The 22,927-nt window shown below is 36.7% G+C and carries 22 protein-coding genes; 10 read left to right on the plus strand and 12 right to left on the minus strand.

Translation table 11 applies throughout. The features are described 5' to 3' along the window. Nucleotides 1–4 precede the first annotated feature (4 nt). The 3 genes from cls to ACFFHT_RS05400 all read right to left on the minus strand — a co-directional run bounded on the left by cls (nucleotide 5) and on the right by ACFFHT_RS05400 (nucleotide 3,832). Nucleotides 5–1,471 (minus strand): cardiolipin synthase, encoded by a 1,467-nt coding sequence (cls, locus tag ACFFHT_RS05390; protein WP_382374186.1) that lies wholly within the window; start codon nucleotides 1,469–1,471, stop codon nucleotides 5–7. A 64-nt stretch (nucleotides 1,472–1,535) separates the two neighbouring features. Beyond that, nucleotides 1,536–2,705 carry an MFS transporter gene (locus tag ACFFHT_RS05395; RefSeq protein ID WP_382374188.1) on the minus strand — a complete coding sequence of 390 codons (1,170 nt, stop codon included), beginning with the start codon at nucleotides 2,703–2,705 and terminating at the stop codon, nucleotides 1,536–1,538. Nucleotides 2,706–2,812: 107 nt separating this feature from the next. Further along, nucleotides 2,813–3,832: an extracellular solute-binding protein gene (locus ACFFHT_RS05400; protein ID WP_382374304.1), complete on the minus strand. Its 1,020-nt coding sequence runs from the start codon at nucleotides 3,830–3,832 to the stop codon at nucleotides 2,813–2,815. A 364-nt stretch (nucleotides 3,833–4,196) separates the two neighbouring features. On the opposite strand from ACFFHT_RS05400, the gene ppk1 reads away from it, so the two are divergent. Together ppk1 and ppx are read left to right on the plus strand one after the other, a co-directional pair. Then, nucleotides 4,197–6,281, plus strand: coding sequence for a polyphosphate kinase 1 (gene ppk1 / locus ACFFHT_RS05405; protein ID WP_382374190.1), 2,085 nt, complete (start codon nucleotides 4,197–4,199; stop codon nucleotides 6,279–6,281). A gap of 9 nt (nucleotides 6,282–6,290) precedes the next feature. Beyond that, nucleotides 6,291–7,814 carry an exopolyphosphatase gene (ppx, locus tag ACFFHT_RS05410; RefSeq protein WP_382374192.1) on the plus strand — a complete coding sequence of 508 codons (1,524 nt, stop codon included), beginning with the start codon at nucleotides 6,291–6,293 and terminating at the stop codon, nucleotides 7,812–7,814. 455 nt (nucleotides 7,815–8,269) lie between these two features. On the opposite strand, the gene potC is transcribed toward ppx, so the two are convergent. The 3 genes from potC to potA are packed head-to-tail and all read right to left on the minus strand — an operon-like array spanning nucleotide 8,270 to nucleotide 11,002. Beyond that, nucleotides 8,270–9,040 (minus strand): spermidine/putrescine ABC transporter permease PotC, encoded by a 771-nt coding sequence (potC, locus tag ACFFHT_RS05415; protein WP_382374194.1) that lies wholly within the window; start codon nucleotides 9,038–9,040, stop codon nucleotides 8,270–8,272. Next, entirely contained in the window at nucleotides 9,040–9,900 is an 861-nt protein-coding gene (potB, locus tag ACFFHT_RS05420) for a spermidine/putrescine ABC transporter permease PotB (RefSeq protein WP_382374306.1), read from the minus strand. The genes potC and potB overlap by 1 nt, the downstream gene beginning before the upstream one ends. Beyond that, a complete protein-coding gene (gene potA / locus ACFFHT_RS05425) occupies nucleotides 9,881–11,002 on the minus strand; it encodes a spermidine/putrescine ABC transporter ATP-binding protein PotA (protein ID WP_382374196.1) in 1,122 nt (373 codons plus the stop codon). The genes potB and potA overlap by 20 nt, the downstream gene beginning before the upstream one ends. 272 nt (nucleotides 11,003–11,274) lie before the next feature. Here potA and pepT point away from each other — a divergent pair, with 272 nt between their 5' ends. The 5 genes from pepT to matP all read left to right on the plus strand — a co-directional run bounded on the left by pepT (nucleotide 11,275) and on the right by matP (nucleotide 15,351). Continuing rightward, nucleotides 11,275–12,516 carry a peptidase T gene (pepT, locus tag ACFFHT_RS05430; RefSeq protein WP_382374198.1) on the plus strand — a complete coding sequence of 414 codons (1,242 nt, stop codon included), beginning with the start codon at nucleotides 11,275–11,277 and terminating at the stop codon, nucleotides 12,514–12,516. A 244-nt stretch (nucleotides 12,517–12,760) separates the two neighbouring features. Then, nucleotides 12,761–13,849 carry a protease SohB gene (gene sohB, locus ACFFHT_RS05435; RefSeq protein WP_382374200.1) on the plus strand — a complete coding sequence of 363 codons (1,089 nt, stop codon included), beginning with the start codon at nucleotides 12,761–12,763 and terminating at the stop codon, nucleotides 13,847–13,849. Nucleotides 13,850–13,870: 21 nt separating this feature from the next. Continuing rightward, nucleotides 13,871–14,044, plus strand: a complete 174-nt coding sequence (locus ACFFHT_RS05440; protein WP_382374201.1) for a YoaH family protein — start codon at nucleotides 13,871–13,873, stop codon at nucleotides 14,042–14,044. Next, on the plus strand, nucleotides 14,026–14,778 hold the full coding sequence (locus ACFFHT_RS05445; protein WP_382374203.1) for a YdcF family protein: 753 nt from the start codon (nucleotides 14,026–14,028) through the stop codon (nucleotides 14,776–14,778). The genes ACFFHT_RS05440 and ACFFHT_RS05445 overlap by 19 nt, the downstream gene beginning before the upstream one ends. A gap of 126 nt (nucleotides 14,779–14,904) precedes the next feature. Next, complete coding sequence (gene matP / locus ACFFHT_RS05450; protein ID WP_382374205.1) at nucleotides 14,905–15,351, plus strand: macrodomain Ter protein MatP; 447 nt, start codon at nucleotides 14,905–14,907, stop codon at nucleotides 15,349–15,351. On the opposite strand, the gene ACFFHT_RS05455 is transcribed toward matP, so the two are convergent. From ACFFHT_RS05455 to ettA, 6 genes are all read right to left on the minus strand, one after another. Further along, a complete protein-coding gene (locus ACFFHT_RS05455; protein ID WP_382374308.1) occupies nucleotides 15,343–15,969 on the minus strand; it encodes a homoserine/threonine efflux transporter in 627 nt (208 codons plus the stop codon). The two genes, matP and ACFFHT_RS05455, sit on opposite strands and share 9 nt — an antisense overlap. Nucleotides 15,970–15,984: 15 nt before the next feature. Continuing rightward, nucleotides 15,985–16,494 (minus strand): phosphatidylglycerophosphatase A family protein, encoded by a 510-nt coding sequence (locus ACFFHT_RS05460; protein WP_382374207.1) that lies wholly within the window; start codon nucleotides 16,492–16,494, stop codon nucleotides 15,985–15,987. Beyond that, nucleotides 16,466–17,446 (minus strand): thiamine-phosphate kinase, encoded by a 981-nt coding sequence (thiL, locus tag ACFFHT_RS05465; protein ID WP_382374209.1) that lies wholly within the window; start codon nucleotides 17,444–17,446, stop codon nucleotides 16,466–16,468. Before thiL ends, ACFFHT_RS05460 begins: the two co-directional genes overlap by 29 nt. A 60-nt stretch (nucleotides 17,447–17,506) precedes the next feature. Next, nucleotides 17,507–18,031 (minus strand): transcription antitermination protein NusB, encoded by a 525-nt coding sequence (nusB, locus tag ACFFHT_RS05470; protein ID WP_382374211.1) that lies wholly within the window; start codon nucleotides 18,029–18,031, stop codon nucleotides 17,507–17,509. Then, the gene (gene ribH / locus ACFFHT_RS05475; RefSeq protein WP_065233507.1) at nucleotides 18,031–18,501 is read right to left on the minus strand and encodes a 6,7-dimethyl-8-ribityllumazine synthase; all 471 of its coding nucleotides are present in this window, start codon (nucleotides 18,499–18,501) and stop codon (nucleotides 18,031–18,033) included. Before ribH ends, nusB begins: the two co-directional genes overlap by 1 nt. 150 nt (nucleotides 18,502–18,651) lie before the next feature. Beyond that, nucleotides 18,652–20,322, minus strand: a complete 1,671-nt coding sequence (gene ettA, locus ACFFHT_RS05480; RefSeq protein WP_382374213.1) for an energy-dependent translational throttle protein EttA — start codon at nucleotides 20,320–20,322, stop codon at nucleotides 18,652–18,654. A 179-nt stretch (nucleotides 20,323–20,501) separates the two neighbouring features. Between ettA and ACFFHT_RS05485 the strand changes: the two genes are divergently transcribed. From ACFFHT_RS05485 to ACFFHT_RS05495, 3 genes are all read left to right on the plus strand, one after another. Further along, the gene (locus ACFFHT_RS05485) at nucleotides 20,502–21,680 is read left to right on the plus strand and encodes an ATP-grasp domain-containing protein (protein ID WP_382374215.1); all 1,179 of its coding nucleotides are present in this window, start codon (nucleotides 20,502–20,504) and stop codon (nucleotides 21,678–21,680) included. Between the two features lie 11 nt (nucleotides 21,681–21,691). Further along, nucleotides 21,692–22,444 (plus strand): esterase family protein, encoded by a 753-nt coding sequence (locus ACFFHT_RS05490; RefSeq protein ID WP_382374217.1) that lies wholly within the window; start codon nucleotides 21,692–21,694, stop codon nucleotides 22,442–22,444. 77 nt (nucleotides 22,445–22,521) lie between these two features. Next, the coding region (locus ACFFHT_RS05495; RefSeq protein ID WP_382374219.1) for a helix-turn-helix domain-containing protein at nucleotides 22,522–22,927 on the plus strand (406 nt) is incomplete at its 3' end.

The following is a 22,927-nucleotide window of genomic DNA, read 5'->3' on the forward strand; positions in this document are numbered from 1 at the left end:
TCAATTAAAGCAATGGACTAAAGAAAAAGAATAAACGCTCGATAATCCGTTGCCATAATGGACGCTGTTGCCATTTTGGATAATCTAAAGGGAGCGTTTGTTGATAATAATTGGTGTGCAATGTGGCAATTTCTTTAGCAAAATCCCTATCTTCAACAATAATCATCACTTCAAAATTGAGCATAAAACTGCGTATATCCATATTAACGCTGCCAACAAGTGCTAAACGTTGGTCGATCAGAATGCTTTTGGTATGTAGTAATCCACCAGTAAAAAGATGAATTTTGACACCCGCAGCCAACAAATTATCAAATAAGGCACGACTTGCCCATTGCACCATAGTTGAATCATTCTTTTGCGGTAAAATAAGATTGACTTCGACACCACGTTGTGCGGCAATTTTTAACGCATCTTCAATACTCTGACTAGGAACGAAATAAGGTGAAGTAATAGTGATCGATTTACGGGCAGAGAAAATAGCTGTCAGTAAGGTTTGTGACATTAGATCATCTGGAAAACCTGGTCCTGTTGCTAAAATTTGTACTGCATGAGAGTTATCATTTTCAATCGGTAAAAGAGGACAAAGGGCAAATGCCAACGATTGTTGTTGTTCAGTTTCGATTTCCCAGTCCCAAGCATGTAAATGGTTAAGAATAGAAGAAACAGGCCCATCCATTCTCACCATAATATCTACCCATTGACCAACATTCGCATTTTGTTTGAATTGGCTCGGATCAGCCATATTCATACTACCGGTATAAGAAATTTGATTATCGATCACCACTATTTTTCTGTGTTGACGAAGATCGATTCGTTCCAAAAACATCCGAAATGGATTAGCGTGTAATGCTTCTAAAAATTCGATACCTTGATGACGAAGCTGTTGGCATAGTTTACTTTGTAAGAATTCTCGGCTGCCAACAGAATCAAGCAAGATATGGATTTGGACTCCACGTTGTTGAGCAGCAAGTAGCGCTTGTTCGACTCGTTCAATTAATCCACCACTTTGCCAAATATAGAAAGTCATATTGATAGAGAATTTCGCTGTTTCAATATCTTGAATAATGCTTTGAATAATACTTTCTGGTGTCGTTAAAATGTGTAAATCGTTACCGAGAATACAAGGAATTTTTTGACGTTGTTGGCATAAATCGAAAATAGGTTTATAGCGTAGTGTTTCGTTACTTTCGACAATATCTTTGTTTTGTTGGTACTGTTCAAACCAAGCAATATATTTAGGGCGTAATTGATGGAACAGTTTTGCACGTCGAGAACCTAACTTAATTTCACCGAAAATAAAGTAAGCGATAATCCCGATGACGGGAACAACATAAACAATCATTAACCACGAGAGTGTCACTGAAATGGCTTGCTGTTTCGTTAATAAACGTAGGGTAATAGAAACCATACAGATCCAGATTAAAGCTGGAATCGTATATTGTAAAATTGTAGCAATATCAACACTAACCATTGTTTTAATTTTCGTGCCTTTGTAACAAGAAAATCGGCATAATGCCGACTTTCGTTATATTCCTTTAAATAATTTTATCGGTTTTTTCTACAAACCAAGCAGCAATTGCCATAATAACCACGAGGGCTAATAATATCCAAGTTTGTGGAGTCCAACTATGCCAGAAACCATAACCATAACCAAATAAGATCGGACCACAAGCAGCCAATAAATAGCCACCAGATTGAACAATACCAGATAATCTTGCTGCGTTTGTTGGTGAGGTTGTTTTCACAGATAACATCGTTAATAGATAAGGGAATAAAGCTCCACCAGCTAATCCAGTAAAAATATTAACCAACAGCCAATAGCTAAAACTGTTGTAGTCAAGTAGCATCATTGCAATTCCGATAAATGAAATTCCCATAAAACCAGCAATCACTAATTGACGTTTTTCTTTAGACCAACGAATAAACGCAGAAGGTAGGAACATCATTAATGGAATAGTAACTAACATATAAATTCCTAACAGATATCCTGTGGTACTAGCGGATAAACCTGCTTGCTGTCCCATTGTTGGTAGCCATGCCAATGTTGTATAGAAATAGAGTGATTGAATCCCACCAAAGATCACTAAACACCAAGTATATTTATTTTTGAACAATGAAGTTTGTGTTGATTGATTTCGATGTTTTTCTAAATAGTGGTTATGTTTAACATTCGGTAACCAAATCAATAGTGCAATCAGAAGAATTGCTGATAATACCAAGATCATTGTTTGCCAATTACTCATTTCCGTAATAGGAATTGCAAGCGATGAACCGATTATGGTCGCAAAGGTCATTGCTAAAGAATATAAAGAGGTTAATTTCCCTATCCGACTTGGATAGTTGGCCATAATGGCACTTGGGAGTAAGACATTTAATACTGCAATACCTATACCGATAATTAAAGTACCTGCAAATAGAAAAGGTAGCGAAAAAATACGCATTGTTGATCCAATGATCATTAAGACTAAAACGATAGCGAATAATTTTTCAATCCCGAATAATTGTCCTAAGCGTGCGGCAAAAGGCGAAACAAGGGCAAACATTAATAATGGTAATGTAGTCAAGATACCCAATGAACTTATTGGAATAGCAAACTCATTGGCGATTTCTTGGAGAATAGGTGGGATCGCAGTAAAAGGTACACGCAAAACAACACCAATCATAATGATGCCGAGAATTAAAAAAGTCGTATTTTGTTTTTTCATTTTTATTTTTATAGTTGATAACTTCAGTGAAAAATTAATTAGCTTACAAAGAATACACCCTCTAAAAAGAGGGTGTATCAAATTTAACGATAAGTGAATAAATAAAATTATTCAGCAGCTTTTAATTGTTGGTAATAGTTTTCGTAGTATTGAATTGCATCACCAACATCGTCTTGCCAGTAACTGTTTTTAAGCACATCCGCTGGCGGATAAATGCTTGGATCTTCAGTAATCTCTTTTGGCAACATTGCTTTTGCTTTTAAGTTGGTTGTTGGATAGCCAATTTCAGTTGCCAAACGAGCAGCTACTTTTTCACTTAATAAATAGTTAATTAATTTGTGAGCAGCTTCTGGGTTTTTAGATGTTTTTGGAATTGCCAATGTATCTACCCATAATACAGGTCCTTCTTTTGGATATACTGCATTAACTGGCGCACCTTCTTTTTTCGCAATACGAACAGAACCATTCCATAATTGACCTAATTCAACCTCACCAGAAATAAAAGAATTTGCTGGGTTATCAGAAGTGAATGCCAATACGTTTGGACGTAATTTTAGTAATTCTTCGTATGCTTTTTTGATGATTGCAGGATCTTTAGTATTTGGATCTTCGCCAAGTTTTAATAGTGCAATATTAAATACTTCACGCGCATCATCTAATAATTGTACTTTTCCTTTAAACTCAGGTTTCCAAAGATCAGCCCAAGAATTAAATTGATTTGCTTTATAAGTGTCAGTATTGAAAACAATTTCAGGTGCACCTAAAAGTTGTGGAAGAGAATATTTATTACCTGGATCATAAGGCTTGTTCAACATATTTGGGTCGAGATCTTTAATCACAGGCAATTTACTATGATCTAAAGGCATTAGCATTCCTTCTTTTGCCATTTTAGATACGAAGTAGTTAGATGGTGCAATTACATCGTAAGTCGCACTATCTCCTAAAGTTTTCAATTTAGCATACATAGTCTCATTAGATTCAAGACTAGACACGTTTACTTTAATGCCAGTTTCTTTGGTGAAATCATCCAATAAACCGTCAGGTACATATTCTGTCCAAGTATAAAGATAAACGGTGTCACCTTCTGCGTGAGCAGCCGCATGAATACCAAGAGCAAGCGTACTAATACCTAATAAAGTAGTGATTTTTTTCACAAAATTCTCCGTTATAGTTAATTAAAGCCATAGCTCGACCAAAGCCAAGCGGATATAAAAATCAAAATGATTTTTTGGGGTACTTGTTGATAAGAAACGTGTTAAGAAAACACATCAGACAAGAGAGGCCATTGTATAAACTGTTAACCAATAAGGCAACCATTAATCCGCTGTAAAATGAATTTATTAAATAAATTTATCATTAAATTTGTATTAAAATAAAACACACCTAATTGTCATTTAATTGCCACATTCTTCGATTAAGATCGCAAGTTATTATTTGTCAATGATCGTGATTAGCTAACAACAAAAATGGAAATAGATAAGGAGAATACGTGTGCTAGTGTCATCAGAACAAAAACAAGATAGTTATACTTTAAAAGAATTAAGTTGGCTTGCCTTTAATGAAAGGGTTTTACAAGAGGCGTATGATGAAAGTAACCCATTATTGGAACGGATTCGCTTTTTAGGTATTTTTGCAACTAACTTAGATGAGTTTTATCAAGTCCGAGTATCAAATTTAAAACATAAGCTATTAATTAGTAAGGAAAAAGACTCTTCCTTAGCCAAGCAGATACGCATTCAGTTAGAGCTTATCCAACAACGAACAGAAGCGTTAAATAATCAGTTTTATGAAATTTATAATCGTTTAATGCTTCGTTTAGCAAAACATAAAATTTTCGTATTGAATGAAACACAACTTTCTCCTTTTCATCAGGATTGGCTTAAAAAATATTTTAAGCAAGAAATTAAACCACATATTTTCCCTATTATTCTGAATGAAGAGATTGATTTATTACAATCATTAAGTGCTCACAACTCCAATTTGATTATTGAGTTAAAAAAGCATAAAAAAACACAGCGGTTAGCCATCTTACCTATTCCTTCCGATGTATTGCCTCGTTTTATTGTATTACCGAAAGAAAAGTATAAAAGACATCAAAGTATTGTGTTATTAGATAATGTATTACGCTTTTGCCTACCAGATATCTTTTCTGAAACTGTTTTTGATTATGATGAAATTAATGCCTATTCCATTCGGATGACACGAGATGCGGAATATGATTTGGTGACAGAGGTTGAATATAGTTTGTTGGAACAGATGTCTTCAAGTTTGAAACAGCGGCTAACTGCACAACCAGTCAGATTTTTATATGAAAAAGCGATGCCGAAAAATTTACTGAAAATGCTAAAAAAACGCTTGCATATTACTAATCTGGACTTAGTAGAAGCGGGTGGACGTTATTTGAGTTTTAATCACCTACTACAATTCCCTGATTTAGGGCATAAAACTTTAGTTAATTCTCCGTTACCTGTGATTAAACATCCGCAACTGAAAAAAGAACGGATTATTTTTAATGCAATTAGTAAGAAAGATATTCTGTTGTATTATCCATACCATAGCTTCGATATTATTTGTGAAACATTACGCCAAGCCTCATTTGATCCTAATGTTACGGCAATAAAAATTAATTTATATCGCGTGGCAAAAAATTCGTTGATTATTGAAGCATTATTAAATGCAGCGAATAATGGTAAACAAGTGACGGTGATTATTGAATTACAAGCAAGATTTGATGAAGAAGCGAATATCCATTGGGCAAAACGATTAACGGAAAGCAACATAAAAGTCATTTTCTCTTCACCAGGTTTTAAGATTCATTCTAAATTGTTCCTGATTACGCGTAATGAAAATGGCAAACTTGTTGATTATGCCCATATTGGAACGGGAAATTTCCACGAAAAAACAGCAAAAATTTATACTGATTTTGCTTTATTAACAAAAAATGAAATGATCACAGAAGAAGTAAAACGTGTTTTCCGTTTTATTGAGATGCCTTTTGGACCGACAAAATTTTCTTATCTTTTAGTATCACCAGTCAATGTACGCAAAAGATTAGACTTTTTAATTAATCGAGAAATCAAAAATGCAACGAAAGGGAAGAAGAGCGGTATTATTTTAAAAGTTAATAATCTGGTTGATGAAACGATGATTGATTTGTTGTATAAGGCGAGTCAAGCAGGAGTAACAATAAAAATGATCGTAAGAGGAATGTGTTCACTGAAGGCAGGAGTAAAAGGATTAAGTGACAATATTCAGATTATTAGTATTGTTGATCGTTTTTTAGAACATCCAAGGGTATATTATTTTGAAAATAATGGCGATCCAGATGTTTATATTTCTTCTGCAGATTGGATGACACGTAACCTTGATCGTAGAATCGAGGTTGGTACGCCATTGCTTGATCCAGAGATCAAACAATGTGTGATTGATATTCTAAATATACAACTTGCAGATAATGTTAAGGCACGCATTATTGATAGTGAAGAAAAGAATCAGTATGTGCGTAATGATGAACCACAATGTCGTTCACAACTAGCAATTTATGATTATTTATCTGCAAGGAGCAACGAAAAATAGGATGTAAAAATGGAAGAGTCGAGTACATTATCACGTTCAGGAACTAAAGAATTTGCAGCTATTGATTTAGGTTCAAATAGTTTTCATATGCTTATTGTGCGAGTTGTTAATGGCTCAATTCAAGTGCTATCTCGCTTAAAGCAAAGAGTACAACTTGGTAATGGACTAGATGAAAAACACAATTTAAGCCAAGAGGCAATCCAACGAGGTGTAGATTGTTTAGCATTGTTTGCAGAACGGTTACAAGGATTTTCACCAGAACAAGTCAAAGTTGTTGCGACTTATACGTTACGCCGAGCAGAGAATAGTGATGAGTTTTTAAATGCAGCACGACAGGTTTTTCCTTTTCCAATCCGAATTATTTCAGGTGCAGAAGAGGCAAAATTGATTTATCAAGGTGTGGCACATACTCAACCAGAAAATGGGCGAAAATTCGTTGTTGATATTGGGGGCGGTTCTACGGAAATGATTATTGGTGAGGGATTTACACCGATATTAGCAGAAAGCCGCCATATGGGATGTGTTAGCTTTACCAAAACATTTTTTGCGGATGGAAAAATCAGTGAAAAACAATTCCAATTAGCACAAAAAACAGCATTAAGTCGAATCGAAGACCTCTCTTGGGAATATCGTCATCTTGGTTGGGACGATGTGTTAGGTTCATCGGGAACGATTAAAGCTATTAGCCAAGTCATTCGTGAGAATTTTAATAAAGATGGCATTATCACAGCAAAAGCATTACAACAAGTGATTGATCTGATTCTAAAGTTTGACTCAATAGAGAAATTAAAAATTGCTGGATTAAGTGAAGATCGAGTTAATGTATTTGTTGCAGGTGTCGCTATTTTAAGTGCGGTATTTGAGAATTATCGAATTGAAAAAATGCGGTACTCTGATGGTGCATTACGAGAAGGTGTATTGTACGGTTTTGAAGAAGCGTTTCAAGTCGATAATATTCGTGAAAGAACCGTGGATAGCCTAATTGAGCATTATTGGATTGATAAAGAACAAGCATTGCGAGTTGCTGACACGGCAATTTTATTCGCAAAGCGTTATCAACGTTGGCAGAATAATGAACAAGTAGAAGAACTACAAAGTATTCTATTAGCGGCTGCACTTCTACATGAAACAGGTATTGTCGTTAATCATAGTGGAGCACATAAACACGCAGCGTATATTTTGCAAAATAGTGAACTACCTGGATTCGATCCAGTACAAAAGCAACTGTTAGTCACTTTAATTCGTTTTCAGATGAAATCATTAAAACAGCTAGATTTATCCAAACGACGCCGCTATCACAGCCAAGATATTTTGGCTCTTATCATTATGTTGCGTTTAGCGATTATTATTAATAAATCAAGACGAGCAACAGAAATTGTAGAGAAATTTGCACTGCATATTAATGCGAACCTGAATAAATGGGAACTAGAATTCGAAACAGGTTATTTAGACAGAAATCCACTGACGAAAAGTGATTTACTGGTAGAAAAAAGTATATTGCAAGCCGTGGCAATAGATTTAACGGTAAAGTAAATTATTTTAATGAATAGACAAAATGTTGGAACTTGTCTGCTTAAAACAATTATCAATAATATTAAAAGTATTGTCATTTTCAGTTATTGCTTAATTATTGACTTGCTTGCTATACTGCGACAGATCACACACCAAGGGGAATTTGTTTTATGTCAAAAAAAATTAAAGAGTTTTTGCTAAGCTGGATTATGACTTTTGTTATATTGGGTTTCTTTGCTCTTATTATGTATTTGTTATACATCACACATCTTATGGAGATACTCGCTTGGTTTGGATGGTTAATCATTCCAGTAATATGGCTAATAGTCAAAATATGCAAATTTGTTTGGAATGACATAAAAGGACAAAAATAGACAAAGTGTCTAAATATGGAGAGAGTAAAATAAGAAACACCTATTATCCGAGAAGATAATAGGTGTTTTTCTTTATATAGATAATAAATAAAGGATGATGGATTAGGCTTTATCTTTTCTAGCAATAAGTTGGCTTAAGATCACTAAAATTAACGAGAAGATAATCATAATGGTCGCCAACGCATTAACTTCTGGTGTTACCCCAGTTTTTACAAGCGAGAAGATTTTAAGTGGTAACACTTCATAACTTACTCCTGTAACGAATGAGGAAACGACCACATCATCTAATGAAATGGTGAAACTTAATAACCAACTTGAAATAATGGCTGGTAATGCTAATGGCACAATAATTTTACGCAAAATAGTGGTTTCGCTCGCTCCAAGATCACGAGCAGCTTCCAACATTTTTACATCAAAGCCTTTTAAGCGTGAGAACACTGCAACGACCACATAAGGCAAACAGAAAGTAACGTGGGCAAAAAGCAATGACCAAAAGCCTAATGAAATACCAACTAACATAAATAATGCTAAGAGCGAAACCGCCATTACGATATCAGGCGACATCATCACAATAAATAGCATTCCACCAACAAATTTCTTGCCTTTAAATTGGTAGCGATATAGGGCAATCGCCGTTAATAAACCAATTAATGTAGCAACAGTTGCCGCAAAAAAAGCAATAGTGACAGAATGAAATGCTGCTTGTAATAACGTATTGTTATTCGCTAAACGCTCATACCAGTTAAGACTAAATCCTTTCCAAGATAACCCATAACGGTCTAAGTTAAAGGAGTTAATCACCAAAATAACAATCGGAATATACAAATAGGCATAAACCAAAAATAAAAAGAGATTTCGTAGTGTCTTGCGCATTATTCCAACTCCGATTTCTTGTTAAACAATTTACCTGCACGGTAGTAAATGAATAATAAAAGAGCCATTAAAATGGTTAATGCAATACTGATAGACGAACCAAATGGCCAGTTACGAGCAATTAAGAATTCACTCTTAATGACGTTACCGACTAATAGCACTTTTGCGCCACCCAGTAAATCTGCCACATAGAACATACCCATTGCAGGTAAAAGCACTAATAAGCAGCCAGCAATAATACCTGGCATCGTTAATGGAATAATAATTTTCACAAAACGTTGGAACGCATTGGCACCAAGATCTTTTGCTGCTTCTAATAAACGTTGGTCTAACTTTTCAATAGAAGAATAAAGCGGAAGAATCATAAATGGTAATAGGATATAAACTAATCCGATGATAACCGCCACTTCGGTATTTAAGATTCGAATTGGTTCATTAATAATACCTAGCCATAACAACGTATTGTTTAATACACCTTTTACGCCCAAGAAAATCTTCATACCATAAATACGAATTAATGAGTTTGTCCAGAATGGCAAAATGACCAAAAACAACATAATTGGACGAAACGCAGGACGCATTTTGGCAATCATAAACGCAAATGGATAACCGATAATTAAACAAATAATGGTGGCAATCCCTGACATATAGAGAGAGTTCCACAATACTTGTGCATATAACGGTTCAATTAAACGTTTATAACTATCTAGTGAAAAAGTAAATTCCACTAAATTACTGCTGTCACGAGTTAAAAAACTTGTAATCAATACCAAAACATTTGGTACTAATACAAAAAAGATTAGCCATGCAAAGATGATGGCGACAGTAAAGTTTTGGAATTTACGCGTTGTTATCTTCATCATCGTCAAGTACCACTTCCCAGCTTTCAACCCAAGTTATTGCGACTTTTTGATTTAAAGAGTGATCAACATCTGGATCATCTTCATTGAAAAATTCGCTTACAAGTACCCGTTTACCACACTCTAATTGTACCGTTGACTCTAACGTCATACCTTTATAGTTACGTTCACAAACATAACCAATTAAACCTTCGTGTGTTTCTTTATCATGTACTTCTTCAATACGGATATCTTCAGGACGAAGTAATACTTTTAATTTTTGTCCTTCGCTAACAGGACGTGTTACATAGATGTCACAGATACGCCCTTCGACATTGGCTTGTACCCGTTTTTCATCAATACGTTGTAGAACAGTTGCGTCGAAAATATTGATTTCACCAATAAATTTCGCCACGAACAGACTCTTCGGATCTTCGTAAATTTCACGTGGTGTACCGTCTTGTTCGATTTTACCTTGACGTAACACAATAATGCGATCAGACATCGTTAATGCTTCTTCTTGATCGTGTGTTACAAAAATAAAGGTAATGCCGAGTTGACGTTGTAAAGCCTTTAATTCATTCTGCATTTGTTGACGAAGTTTGTAATCTAATGCAGAAAGGGATTCGTCCAGTAAGAGAACTTTTGGTTTATTAACCACAGCACGTGCAATCGCAACACGTTGTTGTTGCCCACCTGAAAGTTGAGCTGGTTTACGATCAGCATACTCTTCTAGTTGCACCATTCTTAACGCTTCAAGCACACGAGGTTTAATTTCCTCATTTGGTACTTTTTGCATACGCAAACCAAATGCCACATTTTCAAAAATGGTCATATGTGGAAATAGCGCATAGCTTTGGAAAACGGTGTTAATATTGCGTTGTTCGGCTGGAATAGAAGTAATATCTTGTCCATCTAGAATAATGCGTCCAGCATTAACTTCTTCAAAACCTGCAATTAAGCGTAAAATAGTGGTTTTACCACAGCCAGAAGGCCCCAAAATAGTTAAGAATTCACCATTATTGATGGTTAAATTAATATCTTTAATGATCGTTTTGCCGTCATAAGATTTAGTTACAGATTGCAACTCAATAATTGGCTTTTGTTGTACTGGATTTTCCACTAGCTTTGTTTTTCCTCCTAAGTCAATAGATTGATATACCCACGAGAATTACATCTACAAGAAATGCGCAATGATATAGTGATCTCCCCCTAATTGAAAGCCTAGATTCAAAATTTTTTCATTATTTAAAAAAATATCTCGCTATTAACGAAATTTTAACGATCAAATTTCACGAAAGGTGTTGATTTATATCATATTATTAAACGGCGGATATGATAGCATTTTATACCTAATTTTAATATGAACTTTTTAGCAAAATAATGGGAAATAGGATGTACTCAGAAGAAATCTTGCGTAATGGCTTATTAGATCGCTTTTTAAATTATGTCAGTTTCGATACTCAATCAAAAGAGGGCGTAAAACATTCACCAAGCAGTCGAGGACAATGGCTGTTAGCTGACTACTTAAAAGATGAATTAAAAGGGCTAGGATTAGCGCAAGTAGAGATGAATGCCCATGGCGTTGTGACAGCACTTCTACCTTCCAACATTCCCAATAATCGCACAACAATTGGTTTTATTGCACACCTAGACACCTATCCAGGTGTAAAAGGTAAAGATGTGAAACCCGAAGTGATTAGCCCTTATCGTGGTGGGGATATTGCTTTAGGAGTAGGTGAGGAGTTTTTAAGTCCTGTCACGTCACCATTTTTACAAAAATTAGTTGGGCATAGTTTAATTGTGACAGATGGTACAACATTACTAGGTGCGGATAACAAGGCGGGCATTGCTGAAATTATGACTGCACTGGCGATAATTGTCAGTTATCGCTTGCCTCGTGTGAACATCCGTGTTGCGTTTACGCCTGATGAAGAGATCGGTGCAGGAATGCAATATTTTCCATTACAGCAATTTACCTGTGATTGGGCTTATACTATTGATGGTGGTGGACTAGGTGAAATTGAATATGAAAATTTTAATGCTGCTACTGCTACCATTACTATCAAAGGCGAATCAATTCATTTAGGACAAGCAAAAGATAAATTAATTAACGCCTTAGCATTAGCTTGTGATTTTCAACAACTGTTACCACCTGATGAAGTGCCAGAAAAAACAGAAGGACGGCAAGGTTTTTTCCATTTAGATAGTATTTATGGTGATATTGAAAATTGCGAGATGAAATATCTTATTCGTGATTTTAGCGAAGAGGGATTTGCACAACGTAAAGCCTTGTTGTTACAAAAAGCCAAAGAATTTGCTCAAATTCGTCAATTAACAGACCGTATTAGCATTTCGATTGAAGATAGTTATCGCAATATGCGTAGTGCGGTAGAAAGAGTTCCACAAAGCGTGCAAATTGCAGAACAAGCAATGACAAATTGCGGTATTATACCAAAGCGTAAAATTATTCGAGGTGGTACAGATGGAGCGTGGTTATCGGCAAATGGTATTGCTTGTCCAAACTTATTTACAGGTGGCTATAACTTTCATAGTAAACATGAATTAGCTAGTTTAGAAGAGATGCAGAAAGCTACCGAAACAATTATTGAGATTGCTAAATTAGCGAGGCGGTAAGGGTATTTGTTTGTTTTTTTATTATATTTTTAATTAGATTTAGGTTTCATCCTTTAGGGTGAAACCTAAAATCTAAACCTAGTTAAGAATATGATAAAGAAAACTCATATCGCTTTATCAATCAAACCTTAATCCTCCCTTCAAAACAAATCTACAACGAAATAACCTCACCTAATGAACAAAAGCAAAAAATCAAGTATCATAAACCGCTTTGAAAAATTGGAATGAAAGTAAGGATTAAGCTATGTGGGCAGATATTTTACTCAACTATAGTGTGTTTATTTTAGAGGTGATCACTTTGCTGGTGATTATTGCGGTGATTTTTGGTGTGATTTTTACATTAAAACAAAAAAATCATAATAAAACAGGCGAATTACGTATTACTAATCTAAATGCACAATATGAAGATCAACAACAAGTATTAAAAGCGTTTCGTTTAGATGAACAACAAGCGAAACAACTTGCGAAAAGTCGTAAAAAACAAGAAAAAGCAGAAGCAAAAGCAGCGAAGAAAAAAGCGAAACAACTGGAAAAAGGTGCAGTAGAACAGAGCGAATCCGATCTTTTTTCCCAACAAAAGCCTTGTCTATTTGTATTGGATTTCCAAGGTGATATTCAAGCGAGTGCAACTAATGCGTTGCGTGAAGAATTAAATGCAATTTTGGCTGTTGCTCGTCCAGAAAAAGATGAAGTGTTATTACGTTTAGAAAGTCCTGGCGGTGTGGTACACGGTTATGGCTTTGCGGCTTCACAATTACAACGTTTACGTGAGCGAGGCATTCCATTAACGGTCGCCGTGGATAAAGTTGCGGCTAGTGGGGGCTATATGATGGCGTGTGTTGCCGATAAAATTGTGGCTGCACCTTTTGCGATTCTTGGTTCGATTGGGGTGGTTGCACAGGTACCAAATATTCACCGTTTATTAAAGAAACATGATGTCGATGTTGATGTGATGACAGCAGGTGAGTATAAACGCACTGTAACTATGCTGGGAGAAAATACCGAGAAAGGAAAACAAAAATTTCAACAAGAATTGGAAGAAACGCATCAACTCTTTAAGCAATTTGTTGCCGAACATCGTCCGCAAGTAGCGATTGAGCAAGTCGCAACAGGTGAACATTGGTTTGGTAAACAGGCGTTATCGCTCGCATTAGTCGATGAAATCAAAACCAGTGATGATGTGATTTTACAAGCATTAGCAGAGAAAGATGTGTTGCAAGTGAAATATTGTGTTAAAAAATCATTGGCACAAAAATTAGGCAAACAAGCAGAAGAGAGTGCGGCTAATGTTGTGGAAAAAGCATTCTATCAACAACGTAATTTATTTTTCTAAGTCATTAAACAAGAGAAAAAAATGCTAGATACATTAAATTTGACTCACGAACAACAGCAACAAGCGGTTGAAAAAATTCAACAGTTAATGCAGCAAGGCGTTAATAGTGGTGAAGCCATTCGTTTAGTAGCAGAAGAATTACGCCAACAAGCAAAATTACAACGAGGCAATAACGAATGTTCGCAGTCATCCTAAAAAAAGTCATCGAAGCGGCGATTCTGCCGCCATTTAATCTGATTTTATTAGGCTTATTGGCGTTTATTTTGCTATTTACACGTTGGCAAAAAACTGCAAAAACGCTATTAGCTTGTTCATTATTATTAGGTTATTTTATCAGTACCCCTTTCTTTTCTAATGTATTGATTCGTAGTATTTCGTTAGAACGACCAAATCCAGATATTTATACGCAAGGACAAGTGATTGTTGTATTAGGCGGTGGGTTGCGTTATAGCGATTATCCAGAGTCATACTCCACAACAGCGGCACTTCCATTAGAAAGAATGCGTTATGCTGTTTATTTACATCAAAAAACAGGTTTGCCGATAGCAATTAGTGGTGGGGTGGATAATGAAGCTAAAGTGATGGGCAGTGAATTACAACGCTTTTTCCAAATTGAGCCAGCGTGGTTGGATAATAAATCAAATACTACGGAACAAAATGCGATCTATTTGCGTAAATTATTTGATCAAACAGACGAAGGAAAACAGATTCAACGTGTGATTTTAGTCACGAATGAATGGCATATGCGGCGAGCAGTTGCAGCCTTCCAGCGTCAAGGTTTTGAGGTATTGCCTGCACCAACCTTGAGTCAACGTGCCTCAAGCAGTGGTTTGCTTAAATTTATTCCTCAACCAGTCAGTTTCTATCAATCAGGATTGGTATTGCGTGAATGGTTAGGGTTATTGCGAGATAAGCTGATTGGATTGTAAATTTAGTCTGAAGATTACATAGCTTAAGGCTAAAAAAAACTCTATAATCAGTGGGTTACCTTGTCACTGCAATAGAAAATGTGAATTTTTCACTCCTAAAATTTACGCTAATTTGTGAGGTTTATTATGCGCTATCAAAAACTAGATAACCAAGAAACGCATTGGAAATGGCTCTATTTAACACGCAAAGCACGAGAAGGCGTGAATGTAACACGTTATCTAGAACAGAGTATGGCAGAAGATAAAATCCAGCAACTCACAAAATTAGAACACCAAACAGAAGCAGTAAAACAATGGATTGAAACCCATATGTCGCCTGATTTAGTGATTAAATTAGATCAGGCGATTCGAGCCAAACGAAAACGTTTTTTTAATGCAGAAAAGCAAACCACTAAGAAAAAATCAATCGATCTTGATTATGCTGTTTGGCATCGTCTTTCTCGCTATTCTCGCAAAATGAAAATGACCTTGTCGCAAACCATTATGTATATGATTGATGAGCAAGAGAGCAAGGTCTTATATGAATCGCAAATTCAAGCAATGAAGAAAAATCTAAAAGATCTTCTAAAATAAATAGTGAAACGCAGAATAGACTAAGTATAAGCCAAACGCCATAAAGACAAGCCCAGCGGCATTATCTAACCAACGACTATATTGACTGTAAAAACGTTTTGCAGCTGGACGAGAAAACAACAATGCAATCACATAGAAATAGCAAAAGGTTTCCAACAGAATAATTGCTAATACCAATAAGATATGTTGAAAGCTTGTGACGTTAGCGAGATAGAGTGATAGCACACTACTAAAATAAATCACTACTTTTGCATTAGAAAGATTAATGAATAATCCTTTTAAAATTTCTTGCTTCATTGTTGTTTGTGTTTGCATTTCTTGCTGTTGTTCTTGTACAAAACTGATATTTGTATGCACATTTAACATTTTATAGCCAATATAAGTTAAATAACTCCCACCAAGTAATACCACAATACCGTGCAATAATTCACTGGTAGAAAAAATGATGGCTAACCCTAATAATGCTGCGGTTGCCCAAAAGGCAACGCCTAGGGTAATACCGATAACGCCACAAATAGCATCACGTCTGGATTGACTGGCAGCGGTGCGACTAACATAGAAAAAATCTGGGCCAGGACTCATTAAACCCAATAAATGCACGATCATAATATTCCACAACATAGAAAAATCCTTTTATATCCACCATTGGTAAAACACGATTAAGAGAATAGCATAGAGTGCCGCAAGCAAATCATCAAACATAATGCCAAATCCTGTCTTTAAGCGGCGATCGAAATAACGAATTGGCATCGGTTTTAAAATATCGAAGAGTCTAAATAAAACAAATGCAGCTAAACACCAACCCCAAGAATAATTAGGTAAAGCACAAAGTACTAACCAAATCGCCACAATTTCGTCCCAAACAATCGCACCATGATCATGTACCTGCATATCTTCTGCCGTTTTATGACATAAATAAATACCTAGCAGAAACGCCATCACTGTTAGCACAAAAAAGAGAGAAACAGGAAGCCAGTGTAATAGCAATAAACCTACCAATAATCCCGCTAATGTTCCCCAAGTCCCTGGTGCAGGCGAAATTAAGCCAGAACCAAAGCCAACGGCGAGAAAATGTACAGGATTAGAGAGTTTGATACGCTGTAATGCGGTGTGATCATTTTTCACTGAAGTGGTCGAAGCCATGAGAAACGGTTACCTCTACTGGTTGATGATGTTGCGTAAATTGTAATTGTTTATTCGCCCGAATTTGTCCAATGCAGTGGTAAGCAACGCCGAGATATTTTAAGGTACGTTCCATTTTTTCACGTTGTGATTCCGATACCGTGAAACATAACTCGTAATCTTCACCACCAGCAAGGGCAAATTGTAACGCTTGCTCAAGTGAATATTGGCGTAAAAGCTGTTCGGAGAGTGGTAATTTATCAAGTTCAATCACAGCACCGCATTGACTACGATCGAGAATATGCTGTAAGTCGGAAATTAGTCCATCAGAAAGATCAATCGCTGCATTGGCAATACCTGCTAACTCCATTCCCATTAATACACGAGGCGTAGGACGTAGATGACGTTGTAAAAGATATTGCTGATCGGCATTTTCAATCGGTGTTTTCGTTAATAACAGATCTAACCCAGCCGCACTATCACCAAGCGTGCCAGAAACATAAATCCAATCGCCAACTTTTGCATTATGCCGACATAAAATTTTCTCTTTAGCGACCAGCCCGTGTGCGGTAATAGTGAGAGAAAGTTTACCTTTTGTGGTGTCACCGCCAATTAAATCCACATTGTAATGATCAAGAATGGCAAAAAAACTGTGACTAAATTCGGCTAACCACTGATGATCAATTTTCGGTATGGTTAAGGCTAAACTAATCCAAGCGGGTTCTGCTCCCATTGCGGCCAAGTCACTTAAATTTACTGCGACAGATTTATAAGCTAAATTGGCTGGTGAAATAGTCGGCAGGAAATGTGTACCTTCAACAAGAGTATCAGTTGTCATTGCCAAACGGCGGTTAGGTTTGATTTCAGTAATTGCACAATCATCACCAATAGAGAGCAAAACATCACGGCGAGGCTGACGGTTGGAGGACGCAAAATAACGTTGAATAATATCAAATTCACCATTATCAGTCATAGCTTTACATCCTTGGTTGGGTACCTTATCTGATTGCTCAGATAAGGTAAAAGTCCAAAATTATTTACGACCTAATTGTGGAGCAAGTTTATCTAATACCCCATTGATATATTTATGGCTTTCTTCTGCACCGAATACTTTTGCCACTTCGATAGCTTCGTTGATAACGACTTTATAAGGGACTACATCATCTTGTAAAACGTTTAATTCATTTGTTGATGTAGGAATAGGAAGAGGCGTACATTCGATTGTCTCAGATTCTTCAGTAGAATGATTCAAATAAGGAGAGAACAATTCATACGTTGCCATAGAAAGAATCGCACGTTCAATTGTTCCGAGCTCTCCAATAGAACGATCTAAATAAGGCGAGAATAAATCTTCAAGCGTGTCTAGATTATTAATGGTTTCATGAAATAATTTACGAAAATAGGGTAAATCTACGCCATTCATATCTATATCTTCAAATGCGATGAAATCTAGTTTAACTTTTTCTGGTGTATTTTGTGATACAAACCAAGAATAAAGTGCTTGCACAGCACATTCACGAGCACGACGACGTTTAGTTGGTTTTACTTGTTGAGTCATTATTCTGAAATTTGAGCTAATAAGTTAACCATTTCTAAAGCAACTAATGCTGCTTCAGCCCCTTTATTACCTGCTTTAGTACCAGCACGTTCAATAGCTTGCTCGATGTTTTCTGTTGTTAATACACCGAAAGCAACAGGAATTTCAGCCTGCATTGCGACTTGTCCAAGACCGCTGCTTGCTTCACCAGCAACATATTCAAAGTGTGCTGTACCACCACGAATCACAGTTCCTAATGCAACAATCGCATCAAATTTTTTGCTTGAAGCTAAACGGCGAGCAACCAGTGGTAATTCATATGCACCTGGTGCTTTAACGATAGTGATATTTTCATCTTTAACTTGACCGATACGAGTTAAGGCATCAAGCGCCCCTTCTAATAAACTATCATTAATAAAACTGTTAAAACGTGCGATCACAACGGCAATTTTCGCATTAGGTGCAGCGACTTGACCTTCTAAAACTTTCATATTTTCTCCAATATATCCAAATATAGATGAACAAAAAACGGTTGCAAATTCTAGCATAAAAAAGCGGAAAATAAGAGAGGAAATCACAAAAGGAATAAAGTAAAAAATCCTGTTATTTAATTAAACAACAGGATTTTTTATCAATTAGAATTACTTAGTAATACGCTTATATTTAATCCGTTTTGGTTGCACGGCTTCCGCACCAAAGGTTTTCTTCTTCCACTCTTCATAATCCGTAAAGTTTCCTTCATAGAAAGTCACTTTACCCTCATCACCGTAATCGAGAATGTGGGTTGCAATACGGTCTAAGAACCAACGGTCGTGCGAAATCACCATAACACAACCTGGAAATTCTAAAATCGCATTTTCTAATGCACGCAAGGTTTCCACATCAAGATCATTGGTTGGTTCGTCAAGCAGTAACACATTCCCACCACGTTGGAGTAGTTTGGCGAGATGTAAACGACCACGTTCACCACCTGATAGCTCACCAACACGTTTTTGCTGATCGACACCTTTAAAGTTAAAACGACCGACATAAGCACGGCTAGGAATTTCAAAGTTACCAATCTTCATAATATCTAAACCACCAGAAACTTCTTCCCAGACGGTTTTGCTATTATCCATATTATCTCTAAACTGTTCGACAGAAGAGAGGACAACGGTATCCCCTAAGGTAATTGAACCGCTGTCAGGTTGTTCTTGCCCAGACAACATTCTAAACAGGGTAGATTTACCTGCACCATTTGCCCCGATAATGCCTACAATCGCTCCTTTAGGAATACTGAATGAAAGATTGTCAATCAGAGTACGATCACCAAAAGATTTCGATAAATTTGCCACTTCAATAACTTTATCCCCTAAGCGTGGACCAGGTGGAATAAAGAGTTCGTTGGTTTCATTTCGTTTTTGATATTCGCCAGAATTAAGCTCTTCAAAACGTGCCATACGTGCTTTACTTTTTGCTTGGCGACCTTTTGGATTTTGACGCACCCATTCAAGTTCTTTCTCAATCGATTTTTGACGAGCAGATTCAGTTGCTGCTTCTTGGGCTAAACGTTTCTCTTTTTGTTCCAACCAAGAAGAGTAGTTACCTTCCCAAGGAATACCTTCACCACGGTCTAATTCAAGAATCCAACCAGCAACGTTATCAAGGAAGTAACGGTCGTGGGTAATCGCTACCACGGTTCCTTCATAATCGTGTAAGAAACGTTCTAACCAAGCGACTGATTCTGCATCTAAGTGGTTAGTTGGTTCATCAAGCAATAACATATCTGGTTTTTCTAATAATAGACGGCAAAGTGCAACACGGCGGCGTTCACCCCCAGAAAGATGTTCAATTTTGCTATCCCAATCAGGTAAACGTAACGCATCTGCAGCACGTTCTAATTGATTTTGTAAATTATGTCCATCGTGTGCTTGAATAATAGCTTCTAACGTAGCTTGTTCCGCTGCAAGTTTATCGAAATCCGCCTCTGGATCAGCATATAACGCATAAACTTCATCTAAACGAGTTAATGCTGTTTTTACTTCTACAACAGCTTCTTCAATTGCTTCTCGTACAGTTTGTTCTGGGGAGAGTTTCGGCTCTTGTGGCAGATAACCGATTTTGATACCTGGCTGTGGACGAGCTTCCCCCTCAAACTCTTGATCGACACCCGCCATAATTCGTAAAAGGGTAGATTTTCCCGCACCATTTAAACCTAAAACACCAATTTTGGCACCAGGAAAAAAGCTCAAAGAAATATCTTTTAAAATTTGACGCTTCGGTGGCACAACTTTGCTCACGCGATGCATAGTATAAACAAATTGTGTTGACATAGTTCTCACTTTGTTTGTGGTTAGATAAAAAGGTGCATATTCTACTTGAAATTCTGCGTTTTGACTATTTTAGTCGGAAGTTTTCTGCACAAAAAAAATCAGATTTATGGCACAATACGAAGTCGATCAAATGATCTTCAGCACAACACTAACATCAACTTTTAATTTGAGGAAACTAAATGTCAAGACTATTAAATTTTGTGATGATCTCACCGCATTTCCCTACAAATTTCGAAACGTTCGCTGTACGCTTACGAGAGAATGGCTTTAACACATTAGGCATTGCCGATGTACCTTATGAATCGTTAAGTGAGGGATTGCGTAACGCACTAACAGAATATTATCGTGTTGATAATATGGAAGATTATGATCAAGTTTATCGAGCCCTTGGTTATTTTGCCCATAAGTATGGACGCATTGATCGGATTGAATCACATAATGAATATTGGCTAGAACTTGATGCCAAATTGCGTACTGATTTTAATGTATTCGGTTACAAAACTAGCGATATGAATACTATTAAAATCAAATCGCAAATGAAAGAGATTTTCCGTACGACAGGACTAAAAGTGGCGAAAGGACGAGTCTTTAAAGATGATGACGATGCTCGTCAATTAGCACAAGAATTGAAATTTCCTGTGATTATCAAACCAAATTCTGGTGTAGGGGCTAGTGATACCTATAAGATCAAATCTCGTGATGAATTAGAAGCATTTTTTGGCTATAAAAATCCAGCGGTGGAATACATAATGGAAGAGTTTATCGATGGTGATATTGTCACCTTTGATGGCTTAACCGATATTAACGGCAATATTGTATTCTATTCTAGCCTTGAATATTCCGAAGCAGTATTAGATACCATTGCCAAAGATGGTGATATGTTCTATTACGTTCCACGGGAAATTTCTCCACAATTAATTGAGTTAGGTAAACAGTGTGTAGCAGCGTTTAAAGTGCGGGAACGTTTTTTCCATTTTGAATTTTTCCGTGTGAAGAAAACTCAGGAATTAATGCCATTAGAAATTAATTGCCGTCCACCAGGTGGGTTAACGATTGATATGTGGAACTATGCGAATGATTTTGATGTATTTAATGAATATGCCCATATCGTTAAAGAAAATAAATTTTATGCACAAATTACCCACCCGTGGAATGTGGTTTATATCTCACGCAAAGCCAATAAAAATTATCAAAACGCCATTCAGGCAATTTGTGAACGTTTTTCAGATAACATTATTAGTGTACAAAATGTACCAGGTATTTTTGCCAAAATTATGGGCGAAGAGGGGATTTTGGCTCGCACAGAAACGATTGAACAAATGCGTGAAATTATTCAATTTGCGCACGTTAAACAATAAGAGGAAAGAGTATGCACTTTGAAAGAAGAAGTCATTGGAGTGGTGAGCTTGGTTGTGAAATGCACTTTAATGTTTATGGTCACGCTGGCAAACCGATTATCGTATTTCCGTCATCAGGTGGCAGCCATAATGAATATGCAGATTTTGGTATGATTGAAGCCTGTCGTTCTTTTATTGATCGAGGGTTAGTAAAATTCTATACCCCAGACTCATTGGATAAAGAATCTTGGCTGGCAGTTAATAAATCAGGGCACGATATGGCATTAGCACATAATGCTTATGATCGTTATATTGTGCATGAATTGGTGCCATTAATTCGTTATGAATCAGAGTGGAGTGGTGCAATGATAGCAACAGGTTGTAGTATGGGCGCATTCCATACTATTAATTTTGCGTTACGTCATCCTGATCTGTTTGATATTGCGATTGCCTTAAGTGGCGTCTATGATGCCCGTTTCTTTACAGGTGAGTTCTATGGTGATCAAACTGTCTATTTTAACTCACCAATCGATTATCTTTGGGGACAATATGATAGCTGGTTCTTAGATCGTTATCGGCAAAATCATTATATTGTGGCAGTGGGACAAGGAGCGTGGGAAGAACAGCATATTGCAGATACCGCACGTTTACAAGAAGCCTTTCAAGCAAAAGAGATTCTAGCTTGGTTTGATTTTTGGGGGCATGATGTTGATCACGACTGGCCGTGGTGGAGAGTCCAAATGTCGTTCTTTTTAAGCAAGCTTGAAGAACAAAGATTGATTTAAATTAACAAAGGGCATACGAGTGATCTGCACCCCTAAAGTTGGACTTATCATCCAACAGATAGAGGTGCAGATTTTTTATGACCAAATATAACCAAACATTTAAACAACAAGTGGTAGATTTCTACTTTCAACACAATGAAAGTCTTTCTTTAACCAGTCATACATTTACCGTGCCTAAACGCACATTAGAGCGTTGGATTGCTCAATATCAACATTCAGGAATAAACGGCTTAGCCGTGCTTCATACTAAACGTACCTATACCCCCGACTTTAAATATCACGTCATACAAACGATTCAAAACAGAGAGATGACAACTGAACAAGCCAGCCTACATTTTGGTATTGCTAATTCGGCTGTCATTAGCCAATGGTTGAAAAGCTTTCAACAATGCGGTATAGAAGGATTACACCCAAAACCCAAAGGACGACCTGCGATGAAAAAACCACGCTATGCCAAAATGCCACCGCCACCGAAAACAGAAG

Origin of the sequence: Gallibacterium melopsittaci, assembly GCF_042433085.1 — a bacterium.
In the GTDB taxonomy this organism is placed as follows: Bacteria; Pseudomonadota; Gammaproteobacteria; order Enterobacterales; family Pasteurellaceae; genus Gallibacterium; species Gallibacterium melopsittaci.

Excerpts from the sequence above, each read along its gene's own strand:
- cls (WP_382374186.1), bottom strand. The coding sequence starts at position 1,471 with ATGGTTAGTGTTGATATTGCTACAATTTTACAATATACGATTCCAGCT.
- ACFFHT_RS05395 (WP_382374188.1), bottom strand. The coding sequence starts at position 2,705 with ATGAAAAAACAAAATACGACTTTTTTAATTCTCGGCATCATTATGATT.
- ppx (WP_382374192.1), top strand. The coding sequence starts at position 6,291 with ATGGAAGAGTCGAGTACATTATCACGTTCAGGAACTAAAGAATTTGCA.
- potC (WP_382374194.1), bottom strand. The coding sequence starts at position 9,040 with ATGCGCAAGACACTACGAAATCTCTTTTTATTTTTGGTTTATGCCTAT.
- potB (WP_382374306.1), bottom strand. The coding sequence starts at position 9,900 with ATGAAGATAACAACGCGTAAATTCCAAAACTTTACTGTCGCCATCATC.
- pepT (WP_382374198.1), top strand. The coding sequence starts at position 11,275 with ATGTACTCAGAAGAAATCTTGCGTAATGGCTTATTAGATCGCTTTTTA.
- sohB (WP_382374200.1), top strand. The coding sequence starts at position 12,761 with ATGTGGGCAGATATTTTACTCAACTATAGTGTGTTTATTTTAGAGGTG.
- ACFFHT_RS05440 (WP_382374201.1), top strand. The coding sequence starts at position 13,871 with ATGCTAGATACATTAAATTTGACTCACGAACAACAGCAACAAGCGGTT.
- ACFFHT_RS05445 (WP_382374203.1), top strand. The coding sequence starts at position 14,026 with ATGTTCGCAGTCATCCTAAAAAAAGTCATCGAAGCGGCGATTCTGCCG.
- matP (WP_382374205.1), top strand. The coding sequence starts at position 14,905 with ATGCGCTATCAAAAACTAGATAACCAAGAAACGCATTGGAAATGGCTC.
- ACFFHT_RS05460 (WP_382374207.1), bottom strand. The coding sequence starts at position 16,494 with ATGGCTTCGACCACTTCAGTGAAAAATGATCACACCGCATTACAGCGT.
- thiL (WP_382374209.1), bottom strand. The coding sequence starts at position 17,446 with ATGACTGATAATGGTGAATTTGATATTATTCAACGTTATTTTGCGTCC.
- nusB (WP_382374211.1), bottom strand. The coding sequence starts at position 18,031 with ATGACTCAACAAGTAAAACCAACTAAACGTCGTCGTGCTCGTGAATGT.
- ribH (WP_065233507.1), bottom strand. The coding sequence starts at position 18,501 with ATGAAAGTTTTAGAAGGTCAAGTCGCTGCACCTAATGCGAAAATTGCC.
- ettA (WP_382374213.1), bottom strand. The coding sequence starts at position 20,322 with ATGTCAACACAATTTGTTTATACTATGCATCGCGTGAGCAAAGTTGTG.
- ACFFHT_RS05485 (WP_382374215.1), top strand. The coding sequence starts at position 20,502 with ATGTCAAGACTATTAAATTTTGTGATGATCTCACCGCATTTCCCTACA.
- ACFFHT_RS05490 (WP_382374217.1), top strand. The coding sequence starts at position 21,692 with ATGCACTTTGAAAGAAGAAGTCATTGGAGTGGTGAGCTTGGTTGTGAA.